The organism is Candidatus Accumulibacter phosphatis (assembly GCF_012939955.1).
Taxonomy (GTDB): domain Bacteria; phylum Pseudomonadota; class Gammaproteobacteria; order Burkholderiales; family Rhodocyclaceae; genus Accumulibacter; species Accumulibacter delftensis.
The window spans coordinates 1-21,764 of sequence record NZ_SPMY01000112.1 but is presented as its reverse complement, the minus strand read 5'-3'; the positions used below and the strand labels follow the sequence as shown (position 1 = coordinate 21,764).

The 21,764-nt window shown below is 60.9% G+C and carries 22 protein-coding genes and 1 pseudogene; 12 read left to right on the top strand and 11 right to left on the bottom strand.

The genetic code is table 11. The annotated features are described in order from the left end of the window. Window positions 1-451 precede the first annotated feature (451 nt). On the top strand, window positions 452-949 hold the full coding sequence (locus tag E4Q23_RS22165) for a DNA-primase RepB domain-containing protein (protein ID WP_169068598.1): 498 nt from the start codon (window positions 452-454) through the stop codon (window positions 947-949). Between the two features lie 651 nt (window positions 950-1,600). Here E4Q23_RS22165 and E4Q23_RS22160 read toward each other — a convergent pair. Both E4Q23_RS22160 and E4Q23_RS22155 read right to left on the bottom strand, forming a co-directional pair. Next, window positions 1,601-2,002, bottom strand: coding sequence for a type II toxin-antitoxin system MqsA family antitoxin (locus tag E4Q23_RS22160; RefSeq protein WP_169068597.1), 402 nt, complete (start codon window positions 2,000-2,002; stop codon window positions 1,601-1,603). 2 nt (window positions 2,003-2,004) lie between these two features. Next, window positions 2,005-2,301, bottom strand: coding sequence for a type II toxin-antitoxin system MqsR family toxin (locus E4Q23_RS22155; protein ID WP_169068596.1), 297 nt, complete (start codon window positions 2,299-2,301; stop codon window positions 2,005-2,007). Between the two features lie 160 nt (window positions 2,302-2,461). Here E4Q23_RS22155 and E4Q23_RS22150 point away from each other — a divergent pair, with 160 nt between their 5' ends. Further along, window positions 2,462-2,722: a CopG family antitoxin gene (locus E4Q23_RS22150; protein WP_169068595.1), complete on the top strand. Its 261-nt coding sequence runs from the start codon at window positions 2,462-2,464 to the stop codon at window positions 2,720-2,722. Here E4Q23_RS22150 and E4Q23_RS22145 read toward each other — a convergent pair. Next, window positions 2,704-3,009 (bottom strand): integration host factor subunit beta, encoded by a 306-nt coding sequence (locus E4Q23_RS22145; protein WP_169068594.1) that lies wholly within the window; start codon window positions 3,007-3,009, stop codon window positions 2,704-2,706. The genes E4Q23_RS22150 and E4Q23_RS22145 overlap by 19 nt on opposite strands. Window positions 3,010-3,262: 253 nt before the next feature. On the opposite strand from E4Q23_RS22145, the gene E4Q23_RS22140 reads away from it, so the two are divergent. The 3 genes from E4Q23_RS22140 (at window position 3,263) to E4Q23_RS22130 (ending at window position 5,076) form a co-directional block, all read left to right on the top strand. Further along, the gene (locus tag E4Q23_RS22140) at window positions 3,263-3,910 is read left to right on the top strand and encodes a DNA-binding protein (protein ID WP_169068593.1); all 648 of its coding nucleotides are present in this window, start codon (window positions 3,263-3,265) and stop codon (window positions 3,908-3,910) included. A gap of 634 nt (window positions 3,911-4,544) precedes the next feature. Beyond that, entirely contained in the window at window positions 4,545-4,808 is a 264-nt protein-coding gene (locus tag E4Q23_RS22135; RefSeq protein WP_169068592.1) for a type II toxin-antitoxin system RelB/DinJ family antitoxin, read from the top strand. Continuing rightward, window positions 4,795-5,076, top strand: a complete 282-nt coding sequence (locus E4Q23_RS22130; protein WP_169068591.1) for a type II toxin-antitoxin system YafQ family toxin — start codon at window positions 4,795-4,797, stop codon at window positions 5,074-5,076. The genes E4Q23_RS22135 and E4Q23_RS22130 overlap by 14 nt, the downstream gene beginning before the upstream one ends. Window positions 5,077-5,302: 226 nt before the next feature. Here the strand turns inward: E4Q23_RS22130 and E4Q23_RS22125 are convergent, their stop codons facing one another. The 5 genes and pseudogenes from E4Q23_RS22125 to E4Q23_RS22105 form a co-directional block, all read right to left on the bottom strand. Further along, entirely contained in the window at window positions 5,303-6,661 is a 1,359-nt protein-coding gene (locus E4Q23_RS22125; protein WP_169068590.1) for a GntP family permease, read from the bottom strand. A gap of 154 nt (window positions 6,662-6,815) precedes the next feature. After that, the gene (locus E4Q23_RS22120; protein WP_169068589.1) at window positions 6,816-7,964 is read right to left on the bottom strand and encodes a glycerate kinase; all 1,149 of its coding nucleotides are present in this window, start codon (window positions 7,962-7,964) and stop codon (window positions 6,816-6,818) included. A 198-nt stretch (window positions 7,965-8,162) separates the two neighbouring features. Further along, window positions 8,163-8,776: pseudogene (locus E4Q23_RS22115) on the bottom strand (ferric reductase); the annotation flags it as partial. A gap of 116 nt (window positions 8,777-8,892) precedes the next feature. Continuing rightward, the gene (locus E4Q23_RS22110; RefSeq protein ID WP_169068588.1) at window positions 8,893-9,177 is read right to left on the bottom strand and encodes a type II toxin-antitoxin system RelE/ParE family toxin; all 285 of its coding nucleotides are present in this window, start codon (window positions 9,175-9,177) and stop codon (window positions 8,893-8,895) included. Next, complete coding sequence (locus tag E4Q23_RS22105; protein ID WP_169068587.1) at window positions 9,174-9,452, bottom strand: antitoxin of toxin-antitoxin stability system; 279 nt, start codon at window positions 9,450-9,452, stop codon at window positions 9,174-9,176. The genes E4Q23_RS22110 and E4Q23_RS22105 overlap by 4 nt, the downstream gene beginning before the upstream one ends. Window positions 9,453-9,700: 248 nt before the next feature. On the opposite strand from E4Q23_RS22105, the gene E4Q23_RS22100 reads away from it, so the two are divergent. From E4Q23_RS22100 to E4Q23_RS22070, 7 genes are all read left to right on the top strand, one after another. Continuing rightward, on the top strand, window positions 9,701-10,123 hold the full coding sequence (locus E4Q23_RS22100; protein WP_169068586.1) for a PIN domain-containing protein: 423 nt from the start codon (window positions 9,701-9,703) through the stop codon (window positions 10,121-10,123). After that, window positions 10,120-10,371 carry a YlcI/YnfO family protein gene (locus E4Q23_RS22095; protein ID WP_169068585.1) on the top strand — a complete coding sequence of 84 codons (252 nt, stop codon included), beginning with the start codon at window positions 10,120-10,122 and terminating at the stop codon, window positions 10,369-10,371. Before E4Q23_RS22100 ends, E4Q23_RS22095 begins: the two co-directional genes overlap by 4 nt. 13 nt (window positions 10,372-10,384) lie before the next feature. Next, window positions 10,385-11,350: a tyrosine-type recombinase/integrase gene (locus E4Q23_RS22090; RefSeq protein ID WP_169068584.1), complete on the top strand. Its 966-nt coding sequence runs from the start codon at window positions 10,385-10,387 to the stop codon at window positions 11,348-11,350. Between the two features lie 221 nt (window positions 11,351-11,571). Next, complete coding sequence (locus E4Q23_RS22085; protein ID WP_169068583.1) at window positions 11,572-11,856, top strand: integration host factor subunit beta; 285 nt, start codon at window positions 11,572-11,574, stop codon at window positions 11,854-11,856. Window positions 11,857-12,125: 269 nt separating this feature from the next. After that, the gene (locus E4Q23_RS22080) at window positions 12,126-12,443 is read left to right on the top strand and encodes a hypothetical protein (protein WP_169068578.1); all 318 of its coding nucleotides are present in this window, start codon (window positions 12,126-12,128) and stop codon (window positions 12,441-12,443) included. Then, window positions 12,370-12,573, top strand: coding sequence for a nuclear transport factor 2 family protein (locus E4Q23_RS25440; RefSeq protein ID WP_169068582.1), 204 nt, complete (start codon window positions 12,370-12,372; stop codon window positions 12,571-12,573). The genes E4Q23_RS22080 and E4Q23_RS25440 overlap by 74 nt, the downstream gene beginning before the upstream one ends. Window positions 12,574-13,455: 882 nt before the next feature. Next, window positions 13,456-14,313 carry a nucleotide-binding protein gene (locus E4Q23_RS22070; RefSeq protein ID WP_169068581.1) on the top strand — a complete coding sequence of 286 codons (858 nt, stop codon included), beginning with the start codon at window positions 13,456-13,458 and terminating at the stop codon, window positions 14,311-14,313. A gap of 676 nt (window positions 14,314-14,989) precedes the next feature. Here the strand turns inward: E4Q23_RS22070 and E4Q23_RS22065 are convergent. From E4Q23_RS22065 to E4Q23_RS22055, 3 genes are all read right to left on the bottom strand, one after another. After that, window positions 14,990-16,582, bottom strand: a complete 1,593-nt coding sequence (locus E4Q23_RS22065; protein WP_423753378.1) for a DUF1254 domain-containing protein — start codon at window positions 16,580-16,582, stop codon at window positions 14,990-14,992. A gap of 148 nt (window positions 16,583-16,730) precedes the next feature. Continuing rightward, the gene (locus E4Q23_RS22060) at window positions 16,731-20,387 is read right to left on the bottom strand and encodes a hypothetical protein (protein WP_169068580.1); all 3,657 of its coding nucleotides are present in this window, start codon (window positions 20,385-20,387) and stop codon (window positions 16,731-16,733) included. Window positions 20,388-21,004: 617 nt separating this feature from the next. Then, window positions 21,005-21,358 (bottom strand): tyrosine-type recombinase/integrase, encoded by a 354-nt coding sequence (locus E4Q23_RS22055; protein WP_336511762.1) that lies wholly within the window; start codon window positions 21,356-21,358, stop codon window positions 21,005-21,007. Window positions 21,359-21,764 lie beyond the last annotated feature (406 nt).

Below are 21,764 nucleotides of genomic sequence, written 5' to 3'. Positions count from 1 at the left end.
GAATAGGTCGCGGGCGACCTCACGACAGAGGAATAGGTTGCGGGTCACGCCCCAAGGTCAGGGGGAATAGGTCGCGGGTCGCCGAAAAATCAGGGGGAATAGGTCGCGGGTCGCCGAAAAATCAGGGGGAATAGGTCGCGGGTCACTCGACGGGTCGAATGCATGAGCTAGACGCAGACAAAAAAGGCCACTTTTCCACCCAATATTGCACCACAACAGGGGGAATAGGTCGCGGGTCGTTTCTCTAACCTATTGACACGTAAGAGAAAAATAGCATTGTTTTGCGCCCTATTCTTTTATCCTTATCTTTATCCTTTAAAAGATCTTTATTCTTGTCGACGCCCGTGGCTAAGGCTCATGCCAAAGGGAAGATTGCGAACCTAAAATGATCGGCCTACGGCCTCAAAAAAAACGATAGATCAGGCGCGGCCCTACGGGCGAAGGTTTTCAATTGAAATCCAGTCCAAATGCCGGCGACTTTCCGGAAAGGTTAGAGGAAAAAAAAGGGCAAATAGAAGCCACGGCGGGGGGGGCGTTGATCACCGAGAAGGGGGCTGCCGACACTGGCGAACCGATCATCGAGGCGCTGCGCCTGCTCGACCTGTTTGCCAGTGTCGGGGGCGAGGCTTTCGATATCATCCACACCAACCTCCAGCAGGAGAAACGCGGCTTCCGCCCGGCGCAGAGCCAGTTCCAGGCCCGGCAGTCCATGCCCTACCTAGTGCCCAGTGCCGCGCGGCGGCAGAACAATCTGATCGTTCGACCTCGCTCCGGCGACGACGTCACCCTGGTGCAGCTCGACGATCTTGCGCACCAATCCCAGGGGAAAGCAGGCATGGCCAGCCGTCACCAACGCTCCCCAGGGCTTCGCCGCGCGGCTCAAGGAAGGGACTGGCGCCGACAAGGAAGCATCGGGTGCCACCCGTGTCGCCGGCACCGCCAATTTTAAACCCGCCTACGCCCCCCCCGAACTTCCCCCGGGTCCGGATCGACGCCGATCAGCCCGGGCTCCGCCTCACTACGTACGCAGACCCTCGACGCGATGGGAGTGGTCGCGCCGAGGGCCCGGCCGGTCCCGGCGGCAATCCCAAGCGCACCAGCGCGGATTTTATCTGGTGCAAGATTGCGCTTTCCTGGGGCCATGGCATCGAGGCGACCGCCGAACGGCTGATGGAAGAAAGCGCCAAGGCCCGCTAGAACGGCGAAGCCTATGCCCGGCAAACCGCCGAGCATGCCGACTACGCCGCCCGGCAACGCAACGCCTTGCCACGGGGGCGACCAGCCCGGTGGTGAGGAGAGGCCGCCGCTGCGGAGACAATCCGTCGCTCAGAGCACCCCGTGAATCGGCCACAGCGGGCCGTGAGCGCGTTTTTCCCGCCCGGGCCAGTCCTCTCGGGGTCGCTTCAGAAAACGGAAAACAAAGCACGTTAAGCCGTCTTCATGCGTGGCCGCGACACCGCGCGGTTGCCGCATAAAGGGCAAAATCTTCTCGCAGACCATCGTTTGCGAGAAGACGGCGCGGCCTAGCGACGATGCGGTTGGAATGTTCTTGAAAACTGTTCTCGATTGGCGACGCACAGAACGGCCAGTTTCGAGAATTTCAAGCGGTTCTAAGCTCGTTGAGCAGGTCGGGGTGGCGATCCAGCAGCTTGAACAGCTTGACCAGCGCCAACGGCGGTTTGGTCTTGCCGTTCTCGTAGCGCGAGAAGGCATTGATGCCCCCGCCAAAGATTTCGGCGGCCTCGCGCTGGTCAAGATCGAGCTTCTTGCGCACGGCAGTAATGAAGGCCGGATCAACGATGGCCGCATTCACCTGCTTGGAGAAGGCACGCATTTCACGCATGACGCGGTTCGACTCCGCTGCATCCAAGAGGGACTCGGCACAGGCCGGGCAGAAGTCGCCCGTCACAGCCGCGATGACGGTGGTTTCGCCCTTGTAGGTGTAGGGCTGGTCGCGGGTGTCGTGGATCAGTTCCGCGGCGCCGCAAACGGGACATTTCATGTTCATAGCTCCTTGAAGGACACGATCAGCACGTCATCAATGACCGTCAACTTCAGGTACACGTCGCCTGCCTGCGTGCTTGGGCGGTACACGTCCTGCCATACCGTATGATCGGCATGGGTGGTCATGCTCTTGTAGAAATCTGCTGAAGTCAGTGCCATCACCACGTCCAGCATGTCGGAGAACGCAAATCCCAACTCGTTTGCACCGCCTCGCGCTGCGTGCGTGGTGCGTACCTTGCCAGCCTCTACCAAGGCTTTGACCATGGTCAGCTTGCAGTGCGGGGTTCGTTTCTCCATAGACGCATTTTAACCTAGTTGGTTTGTTTTATTTGGCAAGTTGGTTAGCGGTAGGGCTTTCGGTGATTCTGGTAACCAACAGATGCCATTGGATTAACGTACTCTGTTTTCCGTTTTCTGAAACGACCCCTATTTGCCTTGACGAAGGCGGTTGAACGCCATGAAAAAGCAATTGCCAAGACTGCCGACCGATAAGGCGGCGGAAGACTTTGTCGCGACGGCAGACCTGACCGATTACGACCTGTCCAGCATGACCCCGATGCACTTCGAGTTTCAGCCGAAGGATCGCAGCATCACCATGCGGTTGTCGGAATCGCTGTTCGAGGCCATCAGGGAAGAAGCCGATCGTTCCGGGATGCCGTACCAGCGCTTTATCCGCAAGGCGCTCGAAGAGGCCGTGCATCAGCCCTCAGGCACCTGACTACCCTTGTCTGAATTCACCCGTGCCGCCAGTTCCCGGCCCGCCTTGAAGTGGGGCAGGGCCTTCGCCGTAACCGGCACCGTGTCGCCGGTCAGGGGATTGCGCCCGATGCGCGGTGGCCGGTAGGCCAAACGGAAACTGCCGAACCCGCGTATCTCGATCCGCTCGCCGTTCGCCAGGGTTTTAGTCATGCTCTCAAAAATGGCCTTCACCGCCGTTTCGACATCCCTGACGGTGAGTGCCGCCGAGCGGGCGGTGATCCGGGCGATGAGTTCGGAACGGGTCATGGGGCGGCATTCTACGCGGCCCAGCCGCTGGCCGTTATCCCCAGAATCCGTGGACGAAACGGTGCAGAGAGGTGGCAACCCCAGATCCAGCCGCTGTTTTCGCCTCGCTTCGCCATGAGGCGGCGGCGCTGCGCACGCGCCCCGGCTCCCGCCAAAATCCTTCCCCGTGGTCTTGCTAAATTATGGTAATTACCGTAACGCTTATTATCATAATACCGATAATTTCAGAACACTATTTCAAGGACATCAAATCATGGCCAAGGCATTGGTGACGCAAGAGCGTGTTTTCGAGGTGGCGCAGGCCCTGACGGATCAGGGCACGGCGCCGACCATCTTGAACGTGCAGGAAGGGATCGGCGGGGGCAGTTATACGACGGTCAAGCGCTATCTGGACCAGTGGCGGGAGGCGGCGCCGAAGCAGCGGCAGCCGGTAGAACTGCCGGAACCCGCGGTTGCCCGGCTGATGAGCCTCGGCCGGGAGTTCTGGGGCCTGCTCGACGAACAGGCCGGACAGCAGGTGGAAGCGCTGCGGGCGGCGACGCGGGAAGAGATCGCGGCGATCCAGACGCAACTCGACCAGGCGGAGCAGGCGATCGGCCGGCTGGAGGCCGAGCGCGAGCAGGCCGACAACCATGCCGCCGCGCAGGAACAAGCACTACGCGAAGCCGTGGCAGCACGAGCGGCGCAGACCGAACGGATGGCCGCCGCCGAGGCGAAGGCCGGCGAACTGGCGGCACGGGTCGAGGATCTCAAGGGCGAACTGGAACGGGCCCATGCGCGACAGACAGCCGAACGCGAAGCGGTGACGGCGGCACGCGCCGAAGCCCAGGCCGCTGCGGTGGAAGCTGCGCGGCTGCAGGGCGAGCTGGCGGCACTTAAGAAACCGCGTTCAAGCGCTTGAACGCGGGCGAAGGAGGGCACAGCAACGAGCAGTTTTCTTCGGGAAATCGTCGTTGCGCGGGGGGTGGTTGGGTGGCCGCAAGAGGGCCATGGCGGCGACAAAGCGTGGTTACGGCGCTTTGTCGCCGTTGTTTGTCCGGGCTGGCGTTGGCAAAACAACGGTGCAGTAACGGTAAAACAACGGTAGAAAAAAGGTAAAACAACGATAAAACAACGCACGGTGTCGTTCTATTTCTGGTGTAACAACGGTGCAGCGCCGGGCAGGATATGTGAAGTAGGCCCACCCGCAGGCGGGTCGTCCTTCTTCACGAAGCCCTTATTCGCACTGCGTGCTCAACGGACATCCTGCTCTGCGAGGCAGCCGGCTATCGCCGCCACAAGGGGTAGAACAAGCAAGCCGTGTCACCAGCCGCCATTTCGTAGTCGGAAAACGCCGGAGACAAAGTTTCCGGCCATCCGACCTATCAGACACGGTTTCCCCGTGCAGCTTTCGCCCTGTCGAGACCATCGTTTGCGCCGCTTTGCCGTCCGGGGGGTGGGAAACAGGTGTTTTCCGACACCCGGCCAACACGCAAGGGATGCGTCCTGGTGTCTCGTGGGCTACAATGTAGCCCAATAACTTGGAGGATCAGATAATGTCCGCAAATGCCGTTGTCCGTGCCAGAATCGACGAGCACATTAAGGAAGAGGCGACCGCCGTGCTTGCGGCGATGGGGCTGACCGTGTCGGACGCCTTCCGCATCATGCTGACCCGCGTCGCCCGCGAGAAGGCACTGCCGTTCGAGCCCCTGGTTCCGAACGTCGATACCATCGAGGCGATGAAGGAAGCGCGCCGTGGTGGCCTGAAGTCGTTCGCCACCGTCGAGGACCTGATGGCGGACCTGAATGCGGAAGATTGAACACACTGGCCAGTTTAAGCGTGACTACAAGCGCGAAACCAAGGGACCGCACCGGCAAACGCCGCAAAGTGACTTCGGCACCGTCGTCACGGCCTTAACTCATGATCAGCCACTGGCCGAGAAGCACCACGATCATTCGCTCAGCGAGGATTGGAAAGACCACCGGGATTGTCACGTCAAGCCCGATTTAGTCTTGATCTACAGAAAACCGGACGACAACGTACTCCAGCTCGTCCGTCTCGGTTCGCACAGCGAACTTGGCCTGTGAGCAGCAGGACTCCGTGACAAGGAAATGAAGGATACGGCGAGCGGAATCACCGATGTGGAACGGGCACTACACGTTCCAAAGCGACGCCAAGGTGATCAACCTGGACCTGGATGCGCTCGTGGCAGGGCCGGCGTGGGGATGACGGAATTTTCGGCGGTTCCGGCTTACAACCCCTTCACCCTTGAAGGACGAAATTTCGAGGGAAGTTCAGTCTCCACCAGTCGCGTTACAGAACCATGATCGACACCAGGTAGACCGCGAGCGCCGCCACCGACCCCTGAACCAAGGTGCCCAAGGTTTGCAGTTTGTAGCCGGTCTTCACGTCCATACCGGAGAACTGGGTCACCACCCAGAAGTAGCTGTCATTGGCATGGGAGACCACCATGGCCCCGGCGCCGATGGCGATCACGACCAAGGCCCGGTGGGTATCGCTATCGAGCCCGAGAGTCGCCAGGAGCGGGGCAAGCAGCCCGGCGGTGGTGATGATGGCCACGGTGGACGACCCCTGCGCTGTCTTGATTCCGGCGGCAATGAGGAACGGCAGCCAGATACCGAGATTGGCGTCGCTCAGTGCCCCGCCGATCACGTTCGCGATGCCGGAGTTTTGCAGGACCTTTCCGAAGGCCCCGCCGGCGCCGGTGATGATGATGATGGTCGCCGCTCCGACGATGGCCTCTCCGACCCAGCCAGTCATCGAGAGCATTTCCTTGTCGAAGCGCTTGGGCAGGGTCATGGCCAGACCAACACCGATCAACAGGGCCACGACGGGTTGTCCGAGAAAGCCCATCACTTCCGTGAAGGCGCCGGCTTCTCCAAAGGGTTTGCTCGGGAGCTCACCAATGGAGCGGGTGACGATGAGGATGATAGGGAGAAAGATCGGCAGCAGTGAGCGAGTGACGGACGGCCCATCCTCCTGCGCGGATACCACGGGGGCAGCGGCAGATTCGGCATCCGTTTTCTTCCCGGCGTCCGGCGAGATGTAGACCCGGGAGGCCACCAGGACCGCGAACAGCCAGCCGGCTATCATCGAGACCAGCCCGACACCCATTCCCCAAATAATCACCAGACCCAGATCTGCGCCGAGTATCCCCGCCGCAGCCACCGGCCCCGGGGTGGGTGGGACCATGGTGTGGGTGGCGTAGAGGCCCAGGCTCAAGGCGACAGCGGCCGACGCCAGGGTGATCCCGGCCTTGCTCGCCAGCGCCCGCATGAGCGGCGCCAACAGTACGAACGCTGAGTCGCAGAAGACCGGAATAGAGACGACGTAGCCCATGAATCCCATGGCCAGAGGCACCTGCCGCTGCCCGGTGAGCTTGAGGATACTGGTCGCCAGGCGATAGGCCCCGCCGGATTTTTCAAGGAAGGCACCGATGATCGCACCGGCCAAGATGACGATCCCGATATAGCCGATCGTGCCGCCAAATCCCTTATTGACCGAATCCACGACATCCTTCAACGGCATGCCCGAGAGGATGCCGAAGCCAAATGCGGTCAGCAATAACGCCAGGAATGGGTGCATCTTGAGCTTGGTGGTCGCCAGGACGATGAATACGATGGACATGACCAATAGCGCAACGAGCCACATAGGAATCTCCTCAGGTAGGGTTTCGTCGTTTTGGGGAAGATGAGATGCTAGTGTAGTGCTGCATTCTTGAAGGGACTTTCAGCAAGCGTGAAAGCGGTGCGAAACCCTTGTGGTGGCTGGAACTTGTATGTTCGAGACTGCGTGCAACACAAGACTACCCTTGGCCTCCACGGGAGGTGCTGAAGAAACAGCGCACCACTTGCTCCGTTGCTGCTTGCAGCAGCGAAGGTCCGCCCTTCATAGCCTGTTCGAGCGTCATTGGGCCGTGACAGAGGCTAAAGACCGCGTCGATGCCGATCTCGTGCAAATCGGTGATGCGTTCGCCGATCCCGCCGGCGATGGCCATGCAGGGGATGCTCCGCAGCTTGGCCCGCTGGGCGACCCCGGCCGGGGCCTTGCCGAAGGCGGTTTGGAAGTCGATCTGGCCCTCGGCCGTGATGACCAAGTCGGCCCCGGTGAGATGGGCATCGAGTCCTACCAAGTCCAACACCAGGTCCACGCCACGACGCAACTCGGCGCCCAGGAAGGCATGCAGCCCCGCCCCCAGCCCGCCAGCGGCCCCGGCTCCCGGAAGGTCGCGGACGTCTAGTCCGAGGTCCGAGGCAATGACATCGGCTAAATGGGCCAGGCCCGCGTCGAGTTCCTCCACCTGTGCCGGCGACGCACCCTTCTGCGGGCCATAGACATAGGCCGCGCCACGAGGTCCAAGTAGTGGGTTGTCGACGTCACAGATGGCCTCGCAGCGCAGCTTGGCCAGGCGTGGATCCAGTCCGCTGGGATCAATGCGGTGGATTTGTCCCAGGGCACCGCCGACCGGCGCTACCGGGTTGCCAGCGACGTCAAGAAAGCGCATGCCCAGGGCGGCCGCCATGCCAACGCCGCCGTCGTTGGTGGCACTGCCGCCGATACCCACGACAATGTGGCGAACCCCCAGATCCAGAGCCGCACGAATGAGCTCGCCGGTTCCATAGGTCGTGGTCAGGCTTGGGTTGCGCTCCTGCGGGGCGAGCAGGGCCAAGCCGCTGGCCACCGCCATCTCCACCGCGACCAGCCCCAAGGCCGGAACATGGCATAAGGTCGCCTGAATCGGTTCTTCCAGGGGGCCGCGCACAGTGACAACCCGCGCCTCACCATCCAGCGCATCGATTAGCACCTCCGTTAAACCGTCTCCACCGTCCGCCACTGGGACCTTGATTACCTCCGCCCCGGGGAAGGCGGCGCGCACCCCCTGCTCCATGGCCACAGCGGCAGCCATGGCGGATAGGCTGCCCTTGAAGGCATTCGGGGCCAGGACGATCTTCATGGTGGGTCTCGCCGGTGGATGGAAGGAAGCCAGCGTAGCCGATGGACAAAAAATTCAACGGGGGCGAAGCGAGTATATATACGCTCAGCAAACGGAGTCAAACAACTCGAAGTTGGCCCCGGAAGCCCCTAAAAAGTCATCCGAACCCCGCTCGGCTCAGTGCTTGCGCCATGCGCGGTGGGACCGTCGCGGGCGCGCTCAACGCATCTCGAACAGTTCCTGGTGAAAGGCTGACGCTGCCAGCCCTCGGGCGATGAAGTCGCGTCGCAAGGCCTGGCCGAACCCGGGCGGGCCGCAGAACCAGATCTGGCGCGGCTTTTCGTCGTCGAAATCGAAGCAGCCGTACGGCCCTTCGACGGTCACCGCCATGCCGACTTTCAGGCGCTCATGCAACGTGCTCGTATGGTCGCCGAGCGCCTTCGTGATGAAGGTGATGCGCGGGTCGTTCCCGTTCCACGCCGAGGCGATGGTGTATGGGTGAGCGCGCTCGCTTTTGCTCGACCTGACGAACGCGAACTGGCCGGCGCGATGACCGGCCCAGCCCTCGTTCAGCCGTATGGACGACTCGAGAACCCGCAAGGCCGGGAAGTAATTGAGCGACTCGATGAAGCCCTGCGTTCGACGTCCTGCCTCCACGCGGCCGGTCAGCACGATGATCGCCGCCATGCTGCCACCAAGCATCGACAGGGCCAACAGCCAGCCGACCGGCTGCGTCCAGTAGTCGAAGTGGACGAGAACCACGCTGTGAACAACGAGAACCAGATAAGTCGCTGCAAGCCACGTGTGGGCTTGACAAACAGGTGATACGGAAAGTGAGGTTCCCTCGGTTTTTCGCCTTCCAAAGGGTAGTGGTCATGCTACCTGTCTTTCCGAGTGCTGGGTGCCGAGCCACTTCTCCATGAACGGTGCAGGGGACAGATGGCCCTTGTTAATCACGCACTGGCGACCACAGGCGGGCCGTATGAACGAGCGTCAGTATCCACGCTGTTTCGGCGTCGATCTCATACACCAGGCGATAGCTTTCATGCGGGATCAGCTTGCCGGTGCCGGGAATCCTTCCCGGCTTGCAACGATGGGGGTGCTGGGCCAGACGAATGGCTGCGTCGCTGAACAGTTCATCCATTCGCGCGGCCGCACGTGGGTTGTCGGCAGCGATGTAGTCCCATACGTCGGCGCGGTCCTGTTGCGCTTCTGGTGTCCAGACGACCCTCACGGGCGATTCATCACATTGGCACGCCGTGCAGAAAACTCGGTTTCGACCTCATCGTTCGATCGCCCCTCCCCGGCCCGCATCGAGGCCCGGCCGGCCTCGACCTTGTGGCGCAGGAACTCATCGTAGTCCCGTGCCTCGCGCTGGCGGTGAACAAACTCGCGCATGAGCTCGCGCAGCACTTGCGACGCCGGGCGGTGGGCGGCTTCAGCTTCCGCCATGAACTCGGCGCGCAGCTCGGGTTCCAGCTTCATCGTGAAAACGGCTTCTTTCGACATGATCAGGTCTCCTGTCAAAGGGTACTAACCAAGTATATACATCATCATTACAACGCGCGCCTCGCAAAGTGCAACAAGGCGAGTTGTGCTGTCTCAGCCGTGCCGGAAAACCTCTGCTTGGCAACGGGCTCGACAAGGCTTCTGTACTATTGATAACCTATTTTATCAATAAACAAATGACGGGCGCCATGGCGCCATGATCTGCTTTCTTGTGGACACATCGCCCGAGATATGATATTGCTGGTGATATGAGGCTTGTTCTCGACACCAACGTCATCGTTGCCGCCATGCGCAGTCCAACTGGCGCTTCAGCCGCCTTGTTGATGGCGGCCCGTCGGGGCGAGATTACGCTTGTGGCCAATGTGGCGCTGGCGCTCGAATACGAAGCGACCTGTTGTCGACCTGAACACGGCATAGCTGCTGGTCTTAGCCCCGCCCAGGTGAGCATCTTTCTGGATGCCGTCATCGCCATGGTCGCGCCGGTCGAGACGCATTTTTTGTGGCGACCGCTGTTGCGCGATCCCGGCGACGAACTGGTGCTCGAAGCCGCCGCCAACGGCCTCGCGTCGGCCATCGTGACGTTTAATCAACGCGATTTCGGCACTGTGCCGCTGCAATTTGGCATCGAAGTATTGACCCCTATCACCGCCTTACGGAGGATCAGACTATGAGAAATTCTCAAAGCACCTACCCGCTGCGTCTGCCTAATTCGATAAAGGCCGAAGTTGTGCGCCGCGCCAAGGCCGACGGCACGAGCTTAAACCAGTTCGTGGCGACCGCTGTCGCCGAGAAGCTGGCGGCCATGAACACCGCGACGTTCTTCGCTGAACGTCGGGAGCGGGCTGATTTTGATGCTTTCGACCGCATCATGCAGCGCCAGGGCGGCGAGCCGCCGCAGCCCGACGATCTGACTCCTTGAACCGGGCGCGGCCATGACCACGAGCGACCTGCCAAGCGCTCCCCCAGTCGCTTCCCGGCTCCTGACCGCCGAACAGTTCCAGCGCCTGGCCGACGTGCCGCCCGAGATCGAATGGTTCGCCAATCTCGGCAACAAGGCCACCCGTCGCGCCTACGAAAACGCCCTCGCGGATTTCATGAAGTTCACCGGCATCGTGAAGCCCGAGGAATTTCGCACCGTCACACGCGCCCATGTCATCGCCTGGCGCGACGACTTGGTGCAGCGCACGCTGAGCGGCATGACCGTACGGCATCGCCTGGCGGCACTGTCGTCGCTGTTCGAGTCCCTGTGCGAGAAGAACGCCGTGACCCATAACCCAGTCAAGGGGGTCAAGCGCCCACCGGTGGAAAGCTACGAAGGCAAGACCCCGGCCCTCGGCGACCACCAGGCGCGCAAGCTGCTGGACGCGCCCGACGGCGCGTCGCTCAAGGGCAAGCGCGACCGCGCCATCCTGGCCACCCTGCTCTATCACGCCCTGCGGCGTGACGAGCTGTGCCGGTTGACGGTCAAGGACTTCAAGCACGAGCGGCGCGGGGTGCCGCACCTCAAGGTGTTCGGCAAGGGCGGCAAGATCCGTTATGTCCCGCTGCACCCCGCGGCCAGCGGCTTGATCGGCGACTATCTTGAGGTCGCGGGGCATGGCGCGGACGATACGGGCGCCCTGTTCCGACCCATCCGCAACAACTGCACCGGCACACTGGAAAGAGCGATCACACCCGACGCGGTTTACAAACTGGTGCGGCAATACTCAGCGGCACTGGGTTTCGCGATTGGAGCGCACGCGTTGCGGGCGACCGCCGCGACCAACGCGCTTGACCACCAGGCCGACATTGCCAAGGTGCAGGAGTGGCTGGGTCACGCCAACATCGCCACGACCCGGATTTACGATCACCGCAAGACTCGGCCGGAGGACAGTCCGACCTTCAAGGTCGCCTACTAGAGAATGCTATCGTTCTTTATCAGTCAGGACCGCCCACTGGGTTTTTGCGCTTGATTTCCGTCGCGAAATCCTGCCGACGGTGACTCACCGTGGCTTGAACTGAGGGACGGCGCTCAACATCCGGAGGGCGTCGAAGTTGCCATGCGTCATTTATGCTGTCGCGCTTGGCGTTGTGTAGTTTGCCACCGTTCTCGAGCGGAAGTGCCGCGTAAAATTTGCCTATGATTCGCTCCGAACTCATCAACCGACTCGCTGCCCTTTTCCCGCAGTTCACAACCAAAGATACTGAACTTTCGGTCAAAGCCATTCTTGAAGCGCTGAGCAACACGCTGGTGAAGGGGGACCGCATTGAAATACGCGGTTTCGGAAGCTTCGGGCTCAACTACCGGCCGCCCCGTACTGGGCGCAACCCAAAAACCGGTGAGGCCGTGCGGGTTCCAGCGAAAGCTGTGCCCCACTTTCAGGCGGGGAAAGAACTGCGTACTAAGGTCGACTCGGGCAGATAACGGCCAGGAAGAGACGGTGGAGAAGTCCGCTGAAAGCAGCCATTGAAGCGGCCTGGGTGCATGCTATCGACCTAGTTTGCGAAGTGCCGCCTTTCACGATTCGTTTATCATCTATAGAATCAGCATACATCGGACGCAGAGCTTGCTGCGCTAGGGCTTCCAGCGTTCCGAGCGACATCGATTTTGTGAGCAGCCCCCGGTGTTACGCAGCAAAACTGTCGCCATAAAACAAAGTTAGGCACAACATTAAAAAACATCAGGATCAGAAAATGGACATTGAAATTATTGGAAGCAGAGAATCTGCCGAGCAAATTATTGACCTAACTTCACAATGGGATAAAGCAGTATCGAAATGCGATTCCAGTTCACTCGCGAAAGACTATATAGAGAATGTTGAAATATTTGATATAGGCGCGCAAGTTGTGGGAATTGAAAAATATAAAGACCTATGGAACTCATGCTTTCCATATTTTGGTGAATCCCCGAAAGTAAGTAGAAGAAAAGTTAAATTATATGCAGGAAATGATCTTGCCTTTATGCATTTTTTATTCAAAGGTAAGCGGCAGCAATATAGCCAATCCAGATAAGCAGCCTTGGTGTCGCACTACTGTTTGTTTTCAAAAACTAGATGGCGGGTGGTGCGTTGTGCATGAACATACTTCCATGCCAATTGACTTTGAAAAAGGAGCGCCAGTTCTAATAGTTGGTGAGCCGTAAGTTCCTAACAAGGCGCTCGTTCGGATGCAAACTACGCTGCGCTTCGTTTGCAGCGCACAGCTTCAACGTTGAGCCTGTAGATTGCGTTGTCGTGAACGTCGGCTACGCGGCTCAGCGACTGACCGCAATAGGTCGGGAGTTCGCATTGACGATCTTAGAAAGCAGCCGTTAGGCTGCGACACAGAAGAATTCGACTGGACTCGGGCAATAATTTCACACCTTGGCATTGGGTTTTTGCAGTCTCAATTTCTCCGGCGTATTTCACTATAAGACTGAATCGTCTTTGGCATGACACACTCGATGGAGCCCCTTTGAACACCCGTATCCAAAAAAACAAGCCGCAAGACGCAAATCGATACCCTTCTTCTTAAACTTCCCGGCGTCAGCGCAAGAAAAATTAGCGACCTTGACGCCTTCTTCGTCAACGACAAGATGTTCGCCTGTATAAGTGGAAATGGCGTAGGGCTACGTGTGCCGGCCTCTACTGCGTCCGAGTTGCAATTCTCGAGAAGCAACGTCGTTCCATTCCAACCCGGCGGGATGGCAAGTTCGAGGGAGTGGATTCAAATCGATAGGGCCGACGCAGCAGACTACGAGCAGGATCTCGAATTATTTCGGGCTTCACTTGAGTTCGTAAAAGGCGCCCGGACCCGGTAATTTCGCAGCACCGCGAAGGTCTGCTTTGTATTTCGCCGAACTTCTGCTTTGGGTCGTGAAGAGCCTCTCGATGCATGATGCAAGAATCATCACGAAGCGGCACGCGAAGCAATCTTGGCGTATGCTATCGACCTAGCTTCGGAGGTTTCAGCAGCGGTTGAGCCGAGCGCTTTCGGGGCGGCAGATAAACGCTATTCGTTATGCGGCATATGTGGAGGTACCGTCATGACTCAACGCGCTTCCGTCTTCGTCGGTTCGTCCTCAGAGGGGCTTCTGGTCGCAAAAGCGGTACAAAAGGCACTCGACGGGTTCGCCGACGTGAATCTCTGGAGCCAGGGTGTCTTTGAACTTTCATACAGCTATCTCGAATCTCTCATCAAGGCCATCGAGACTTCAGACTTTGCAGTATTGGTTCTGACGCCCGACGACCTGACACAAAGTCGAGATCACGACGCAGTCTCTCCGCGCGACAACGTTGTGTTCGAACTTGGGCTCTTCATGGGCCGGTTGGGGCGGAATCGTTGCTTCTTCCTGTATGACAAGACCAACGACCTAAAGCTGCCAACGGATCTACTGGGCATTTCCGCCGCCACATATCGGCCACACGCCAGCGGCAACATCCATGCCGCCATTGGTCCGGCCTGCACTTCAATTGAAGAGCGCATTTGCGCCTTAGGTGGGCGACCGAGACTGCTCAAAGTCACAGCCGAAGATACGCAGTCTAGTTCAACAGTCCCGAACCTCTCCGGCGCGTGGGCGGGCTTCTTCCCAGACGGAGATAAACCGGATGAACAGAACAGCACACTTGAGATCGAGCAGCATGGCTCTTTCGTAAGAGCCACGATTACGCGCGAGGTGCCAGAAGGAACTAGGGTCTTCGACTACGAAGGGCGGTTCACCTCTGGGCAACTGGTCCTGTTCTTCGAGGACAAACAGGGGAGGGGCTATATCGTTGGGACAGTCGTACTCTACCTTTCTGGGGATCTTCGTACGCTTGTTGGCCGGTCCACCTATTACGACCATACGAAGAAACAAGTAGTCTCGGCGTCCAGGGAATACCGGCGAATGAAGTCAGCAGGATGAGCAAGACGCCGCATAACCAAGCGGTCGAGAGGGACACTCCGCCAGCAGGCTTCGATTGCTGCCTCCGCGCCCCTCACCTTCGACGTTGAACGGCAGCTTTTCAATTCGAGCTACTTCCGCTTAGGGTCGTCAGCACTCGATGATGAATGGCCGCTTCCGGGAAGCGAAGCAAAGTCGCCGATTATCGAAAGTCGCTGTCATTTTTCAACGCCAACCGCCATCGGAAGGGGAGCATGAACATCGGGTCGTACACATAATCGCAGCATCTCAATGGGGGGCGTCTGCAGGTCTCTACGACGATAGCGCTGGATCCTGCCTGCCTCGTCAGACTTAAGATCCTTGCCCGGCCAGCGTTTTCGGCGAGACGACAACCAACAACCGGGATATGGATGTTCATAGATGTCCTTTGACCTAGGGTTGCGACGTAAGCCAAACGCAGAAATTATGTCGAGCGTGTGGCAGCGTTAGATGTTGCCGTGCCAGTCCCTGCCTGGCGTCGTCACCAAGGCACCTCGACAACTTTCCATAATCGGCGACTTTGCATAACGACCCTTTTCTGCCCGTCGCGCTTTCAAGAAGCGGACATTCAATGTCCCACACCACCTGCCGGCGGAGGCGGGCGAAGCCCGCTGTAGCCAGTCAGGTGAATGCGGATGTTGGCTGGCTGAACCGTCTCTCACCGGACCAATTCGATCTCGCTCGGCCGCCAGGATTTGTCGAAGAACGACGGAAGCGGGCTGTAGAGCCGAAGGATCGTAAACCAGCCCTTCTTAGGATCGGTCTGGATCCAGTTGCCGCGATCCACGCCGCCTGGCTGTTCAGGACTGAACCAGATCGTGGTGGTACCGTCTTCAGCCGCCTTCGCCGCCGGTGAAGGGTAGCTCTGCGACCCGGCGCGCGGATATTTCTGGGGCGTCTGCAACATCGACCGTGTCTGGTTATCGTAGAGCGTGAACGACCAGAACGCCTTGGCCGGGATACCCTTTGGCAGCGTCACTTTGTAAGCCTTCGACCCATCGAACACATCGCCGTTGGCATCCAGGAAACCCATCAGATACTGCGATCCCACGCCGGGGATGTTCATGATCATGCCGGGGCTGTCGAGGGTGTAGCCGTAGTAGAAGGCCGTGCGCGAATCCAGGGTGCGGGCACCGGTCGGCGGTAGCGGTTTGAATGCCCCGTCCTTGAACGCGGGTGGTGGAGTCTCGAAGAAGGCGCCGCCTTCCCAGAGCATGTTTCCCCACATCGAGTTCGGGTAGTAGGCCCAGTCCGGGTGAGCCTCGAAGGGGCGCCAGTTCAGCACCCGTCCGGCTGCCTGGCCTACAACGGCGGCATCGGTGAGGATCTTCTTCATTCGTTCGTCAGGCGCAAACTTTTTGCCCTTGACGATGCCGATGGCGGCGAGTTGCCCGGAGAGCTCCACATCATAGCTGGCGGCGGGCTCGGCCTGGACGTTTTCGTTGATCCATTCGTAAAAGCCGAAATCGCTGGGCGGGATGGTATTGAACGACAGGTTGCTCGCATCGATGAACTTGGTGTCGGGGATCTTCGGGTCTCCCCCGAGGCGGACCGCGCCGGTCAGCGCCTCAGCGATGCTGGTGCCGTAACCGCCCGCGGCATAGGGGTAGATCTTCATGTTCGCCTTGACGTTCTCGACCGCCGGCTTGGGATCGTTATTAACCAGATAGGCGCGCGACGCGTAGAGAACCCGGTTCGTCTTGGAGTGGGCGACGAAGTATCCACCCTTGGGCAGCGGCCCATCGTAATCCGGACCGACGATTAGATACTTGCCACCCCGGCCGCGATCTGGTCCGGGGCCACCGACGTCGATGATCCACGAGAACCACATGTCGTTGATGGTCCCGACGCCATCCGAAGGCTGTTCGATCACCATCGGCCCCTTCGAAAGGTCGATGACGGAGAGGTAGTAGACGGTGTCGGCGTTTCCGGTCAGGAATAGGGACGTGGAGTCGAGCAGTTTAGGTGTAATGACGACGTCGTTGTAGTTGGCGCCGATGCTCTGGAAGCCCTTGTGGAAGCCCAGGGCGGAGGCGCCGCGAAAGCTGTTGTTGTATACGTTAAGCGCGCGGGTGAAGGCGAGCGTATCGAATACCTTTTGAGCAGTGTCGGCGCTGGGCGCGCCGTCCTTGAAGTTCAGCGTTCCGATCGATGTCTCGACGCTGTCGGGCGCGCCAAGTGAGCCAATCGTCTTTTTTCGATACTTCGGCCTGTACTGTCGCGGCCAAGCCAGGCAAGGCAAGCACGACAAGGGCCGTCCATACTGTTAGTCGTCTGTGGATCTGCATAATTAGTGCTTTCCTTTTTCTTGTTAAGGGGATGGTAATCCCCCAATTTTAGGCGAACGGAAAACGGAACGGCTGGCGGCCAGAGAAGCACGAGCGCAGTCGGAGATTTCTCTACTGCGTTGAGGCCTTGACGGAGGCGGCGCGGATGAAGCCGATGGCGGGGCCGAACTGGACCTTCTGCCAACCGGCGCTGGCGTCTTCCAGCGTCGTCGGCCAAGCGTCCGGTGGGATCAGGGCGATCGCCGCCGCGGCGTCTTCCGGCGCCGCGCGCAGCAGCGTCGGCTCGCCGGCGGCCAAGGTCGGTGCCGCGGCGCGGGCCGTGAAAATGGAAGCGAGCGCCTCGACCTGGGCGGCATCGCCCACTTCACCGTGCAGGGCGGCGGGGTCCATCCCGCGGCAACGTTCCAGCACCGCTGTCTCGACGACCGTGGTGGCGTACTGCGCCATCGCCACGATGTTGTCGGACAGCTCGATCCGCGTTTCAGGATTTTCCGAGCGAATCAGGTCCCGACCGAGCAGCGACCATTCCCGGAAGTGGCCGGTGCCCTGGCAGTCGGGCGCGGTCAGGGTGACCTGCTGGCCCTTCGAGAAGATTCGGTAGCTCGCTCCCATGCCCGCCGCGCGGCTCGCAAGGTCCGCCGGGGCCACCGCGATCTCCGACTCCGGGCCGATGCCGCGGATGTCCAGCGCTCGCTGCGACTGCGGCGCAGGCAGGGACTCGACTAGGCAACGAAAGATCAACGCCTTGATCCGCGGCCTTTGCTGCGGCGGCAGTGGCGGGCTGAAGCTGACGCTGACGGCGTTGTCGGTCCAGGCGGGCGGGGCGGCCAGCTTCTGCTTCACGTCGTCGTCAGAGGACTGCAGCAGAAGGTTGAGCAGGTCCAGCGCGGCCAGCGACGGCGGATTCACCTCCAGCGTCCGGCCGCTGAAGTTGAAGGTCCACGCCCATTGCCGCGGCCGGTCGGTGCGTACCAGGTAGAGGTGTTCGTCCTGGCGCACCGTGCCCTCGATACCGGGGCTCAGCGTCACGATCATGTTGCCGGAGGCGGGCAGGGCCTGGCCGGCCGGTTCGAACTCCAGCTTGGTGCATTCAAAGCTGACCGCGCGTGCGCGTTGCTGCTGCGGCAGAACGAGGCCGACGCTCAGGGGGTCGATGGCCACCGCTTCGCCAGCGTTCAGCCGGTCCAGCAGCGCCGGCGTCTGGGCGTCGGTCATGCCGAACTCCAGCGGCGCCACCAGAGTGTTGTTGAAGTCGAAATCCTGCAGCAGCCGGTTGCGCAGGTCGTTGACCGTCTGGTCGAACAGCGGCTTCAGGGCGGTTGCCATTTCGGTCAGGGAGGCGGCATCTAGACTGTCGCGGCCGCCAAGCAGCGTCACGATCCTGTCGAATACGGCGTCCAACGACCAGTCGACGGACAACTGCTTGAACACAGTCGTCTCGTAGGCCTTGCTCATCAGGTACAGGCTGTACTGCAGCGACAGGCGGGCGTTCTGCGCCATGCCCTGCACGACCTCGTTCGCCTCCGGGCTGAGTCGCGCGACCTTGTCCTCCTTCTCCGCCTGCAGCAGACGCACCGCGTCGGCATTGGCGGCGAGGCGGCCGTAGCTCTCGGCGATTTCGTTCAGCAGCGCGCAAAGTCCGCCGAAGATGCGCGCCTTGTCGGCATTCAGCGTTCGCAGGTCGCCGGTGACCGTCTGCCACTCGGGGCTGGAATCCTCCAGCTTCGCCAACTCCGCCTCGATCTGCGCGTCGGACACCTGCAGCGCCTTGAACGCTTCGCCGGCGCGGGCAACGGCGGGGCCGATGCCGTCGGCCACGTCGCCCCAGCCCTTGGCGGCCAGCGAGGCCTGCTTTTTGCCGCTGTTCGGCTTTGTGTCCTTGGCCTTCTTGGCTTCCGCCTCGGCCTTCTTCTTCGCCGCAGTGGCCTTGTTCTGCGCCTGACGCGCCTTGTCGATGGTGTCGCCCATCTTGCTGACGGTGTCCGGCACGTCGGTATCGGAATCGGTCAGGTCTGCCGCCACGTTGGCCAGGTCGCCGAGTGCCCCCGCCGCCGGCTGGACGTAGGGGATCACCTGGGCGATCGCGCTGGCCATCTTGATGCCGAACTTGATCTGCGCCCGGATATGCAGGTCCTGCGACGCCTCGTTGTACAGCCTGGTGCGTAGGGCGTCGAGCTTGTGCCCCATGGCGCGCAAGCGCTCCTCCAGCGCCATCAGGTCCTGATCCAGGGCCTCGACGCGCGCCTCCGCCTTGTGCAGCCCGGACACCACCCGCTCGGTGTCGGCCAGCGTGTCCTCAATCGCGCTGGCCATGGCGTTGGCCGCACTCTCGGCGTTGCGCTCGGAATCGCCGACCCAGGCGGCGAGCAGCAGCATCTCCAGGGCCCGTTCCGCTTGCCGCTCGTGCAGCCGGACCGTCGAGGCCAGCGACAGCAGCGGCATGAAGCCAAAGGGATTGCCGAAGGCATCCAGTTGCGTGTTGAGCCGGGTCAGCAGCGATGCCGCGTCGGACTGGGCGGCTGCCCAGGCGGCGGTAAGGTCCGCGTCCCAGGCGCCTGCGGCCGTCGGCATCGGCTGCGCGAGGGCGGCCATGTACGGCTTCAGCAACCCGGCCACCGTCTCGCGCTCGCCGGCAAGCAGCGCATCGCGGGCATAGCGCAGCACCGTCCTCAGCTGCAGCGGATGCAGCCAAGCAGACGGCGCCTCGACCAGGCTAACCGCACCCTGTTTCCCGTCGCCGCGGGCGGCGGGCTGGGCGGTATGGCTCTTGCCGTCCACGAAGGACTTCGGGCTGCCGTCGATCGACCGTACGTGGGAGGCGGCGGTAGCGCGGAACAGATCGAACTGATTGGTCACCTCGTAGTGAGCGCAGGTTGTGGGATGGCCGGCCCGGCCGCCGCGCACGTCGCCGGCCTTGGCGCCGGCACGTCCGCCGCCGTTGGCCAGCAGGGCCCTGACCGAGGCCGCGTTGGTGGTGAAGGCACCGCCATTGCCACCGGAGCCCGGCACACCCGGCTCAACGGCGTCCTGACCGCTGCTCGGCCATTTCTTGGCGCCGTAGTGGCCGTGGTACTGGGGGATGAAGCCCCACTTCCAATGGAAGTCGGCATAGACGCAGGGATGCGGGTATTTCGCCGTGGCGGTGTTGAGGTGGCCGGAATCTCGGAGTTGAAACTGGTTGCTGACCGTCGACATGCGGTCGCCGGGCTGGCCGTCGAAACCGTGCCCGGCAGCCTGGCCGTGGCCACCGAGCGCAAGGAAGGCCTTTTGCGCTGCCGGGGCATCAATGGTGTCAAGGAAGAGGGTGATCGTGCCGGCACTCGGGCCGGCGATCCCGTCGCCCGCCTTCCGGCGGTTGACGGGATCGCCGTCCGGCGCCTTGGCGACATCCCAATCCAACGGACTGGTGTTGATGCGGCCGTCGTCGCGGATTGCTAGCCGGCGGGCGAAGATCGTGACGTCGGTTTCCGGCAGCGACAACTCGCCGTGCAGCGTGACGGTATCGGCGACGATCACGACGCTGCGGCGCTTCTCCTTCGGCCGGTCGGCGTTCAGCTTCTCTGTCCGCGGACGGTTCAGCTGACGGAAGATGCCGTTCGGGGCGCCGTCCTTGAGCACGATATCGACGCCCGACACCAGGGTCTCGGGGCGACCATCCGGCCGCACGCGGTCGGTCTGCCGTAGGTACAGCTCGCTGTCGCGGGCTGGCGGTTCGCTGCGCGCGACCAGGATCTCCCGTTCACGGCCTTCAAGCACACTTGTCTGCATAAGGTCACCTCCACGGTAAGCGTAGGAACTTCAACGCCAGGTTTCAAGGGTGCGGGTGAGTGTTGAGTCCGGTCAATCGTCCGGACTGGCGTGGGCATGGCCAGAAAACCGCGCCGTTCGGAAGTCTGCACAAAGGAGTTCTCCGGGCGCTGGTCGTGCCCTCGGCTCGGCGACCAAGCGCCGGGGTCGGGCAGCAGCGGCCAGCCGTTGTTACACTTCCCGTCAGTGTCATCGGCGACCACTTCCGCATGGACCATCATGCCGGGCCATCTGCGGGTCACCGGCTTGCAGCTAAGTAAGCGGTCAGACAGCGCGGCAGAAATGGTGGCTCTCGATGGGAGAGGGTGAAGCCCGCCTGGCGCTGGGCAGTCTGTTTTACAGGACACTTCGGCTGCAGGACGTCGAGGTGGACAATATGACGGCGGGGGGTCCGCGACCGGAACGCGCTGGTTTCTGCTTCGGCAGCGGGCCCTGCTGCAACTGGGGGTTGTAAGCGGGAACCGTCAAATATGCGGTGCACTACATATTCGGCGATATGCAGAGTCCAGGAATATGCAGAATTGCAGGCGTGGGAGCCTTGTGCTGACGGCCATGTCGGCTCCCATCGCTCAGCATATTCAAGCGCCCCGCAGCGAGGCGATCAGTTTGTCTGGCGCCCGGAACCGTCCTTTTTTTAGTGAGAGCGGCACAACGGCGCTCATTGCATCCAGCTTTTCTGTTGGGTCCGCCCGCAAGTAAATTTCGGTCGTCTGGATGTCTGCATGGCCGAGCCAGAGCGAGACTTTGCGGATATCCCCCGTTGCCTGCAACACCATCATCGCGGCGCTGTGCCTCAGGCTGTGCGGCGAGATGTGCCGTTGCTTAAGCACGGGATATCGTTCGGCGGCCGTCTGAACGTATTTGTTGAGAATGTACTCGAAGCCGGATCGAGTTAGCTGTAGCGACGCAAAATGATGTCGGCCCAGACGCACAATCAAGGGGGCTTTCTGACGCAAATTAGTTGAGACGGATAGCGACTCCAGACGCACATTCGGTGATTCTCAAACCACATTACGTGAGACGGACGCACATTGTTGAGACGCTCACTCGTGCTCGCGGCACCGACGGTCACGACGGCGGGCTCACGAGATCTCGGTACCGAACGTCTGGATGAATTTCGACTTTCCTACGCGGCTCGGGGGGCTCACATCCGCCATTTCACAGTGGGGCTCGCCAAGAAAACGGTCGGTTTTCTGGCGGGCAGCAGGCGGCAGTTTTTTGCTCCGACGGGTCACCAGAAAACCCGTTGCTAAAATCAACACAAGATTGCATCCTATGCTCCTTGTTTCCTGACGGAGCGAAGAAGTGCTGCTAATCGGTTACGCCAGGGTATCGAAG

Excerpts from the sequence above, each read along its gene's own strand:
- E4Q23_RS22160 (WP_169068597.1), bottom strand. The coding sequence starts at position 2,002 with ATGAAATGTCCCGTTTGCGGCGCCGCGGAACTGATCCACGACACCCGC.
- E4Q23_RS22155 (WP_169068596.1), bottom strand. The coding sequence starts at position 2,301 with ATGGAGAAACGAACCCCGCACTGCAAGCTGACCATGGTCAAAGCCTTG.
- E4Q23_RS22150 (WP_169068595.1), top strand. The coding sequence starts at position 2,462 with ATGAAAAAGCAATTGCCAAGACTGCCGACCGATAAGGCGGCGGAAGAC.
- E4Q23_RS22145 (WP_169068594.1), bottom strand. The coding sequence starts at position 3,009 with ATGACCCGTTCCGAACTCATCGCCCGGATCACCGCCCGCTCGGCGGCA.
- E4Q23_RS22140 (WP_169068593.1), top strand. The coding sequence starts at position 3,263 with ATGGCCAAGGCATTGGTGACGCAAGAGCGTGTTTTCGAGGTGGCGCAG.
- E4Q23_RS22135 (WP_169068592.1), top strand. The coding sequence starts at position 4,545 with ATGTCCGCAAATGCCGTTGTCCGTGCCAGAATCGACGAGCACATTAAG.
- E4Q23_RS22130 (WP_169068591.1), top strand. The coding sequence starts at position 4,795 with ATGCGGAAGATTGAACACACTGGCCAGTTTAAGCGTGACTACAAGCGC.
- E4Q23_RS22125 (WP_169068590.1), bottom strand. The coding sequence starts at position 6,661 with ATGTGGCTCGTTGCGCTATTGGTCATGTCCATCGTATTCATCGTCCTG.
- E4Q23_RS22120 (WP_169068589.1), bottom strand. The coding sequence starts at position 7,964 with ATGAAGATCGTCCTGGCCCCGAATGCCTTCAAGGGCAGCCTATCCGCC.
- E4Q23_RS22105 (WP_169068587.1), bottom strand. The coding sequence starts at position 9,452 with ATGTCGAAAGAAGCCGTTTTCACGATGAAGCTGGAACCCGAGCTGCGC.
- E4Q23_RS22100 (WP_169068586.1), top strand. The coding sequence starts at position 9,701 with ATGAGGCTTGTTCTCGACACCAACGTCATCGTTGCCGCCATGCGCAGT.
- E4Q23_RS22095 (WP_169068585.1), top strand. The coding sequence starts at position 10,120 with ATGAGAAATTCTCAAAGCACCTACCCGCTGCGTCTGCCTAATTCGATA.
- E4Q23_RS22090 (WP_169068584.1), top strand. The coding sequence starts at position 10,385 with ATGACCACGAGCGACCTGCCAAGCGCTCCCCCAGTCGCTTCCCGGCTC.
- E4Q23_RS22085 (WP_169068583.1), top strand. The coding sequence starts at position 11,572 with ATGATTCGCTCCGAACTCATCAACCGACTCGCTGCCCTTTTCCCGCAG.
- E4Q23_RS22080 (WP_169068578.1), top strand. The coding sequence starts at position 12,126 with ATGGACATTGAAATTATTGGAAGCAGAGAATCTGCCGAGCAAATTATT.
- E4Q23_RS25440 (WP_169068582.1), top strand. The coding sequence starts at position 12,370 with ATGCAGGAAATGATCTTGCCTTTATGCATTTTTTATTCAAAGGTAAGC.
- E4Q23_RS22070 (WP_169068581.1), top strand. The coding sequence starts at position 13,456 with ATGACTCAACGCGCTTCCGTCTTCGTCGGTTCGTCCTCAGAGGGGCTT.
- E4Q23_RS22060 (WP_169068580.1), bottom strand. The coding sequence starts at position 20,387 with ATGCAGACAAGTGTGCTTGAAGGCCGTGAACGGGAGATCCTGGTCGCG.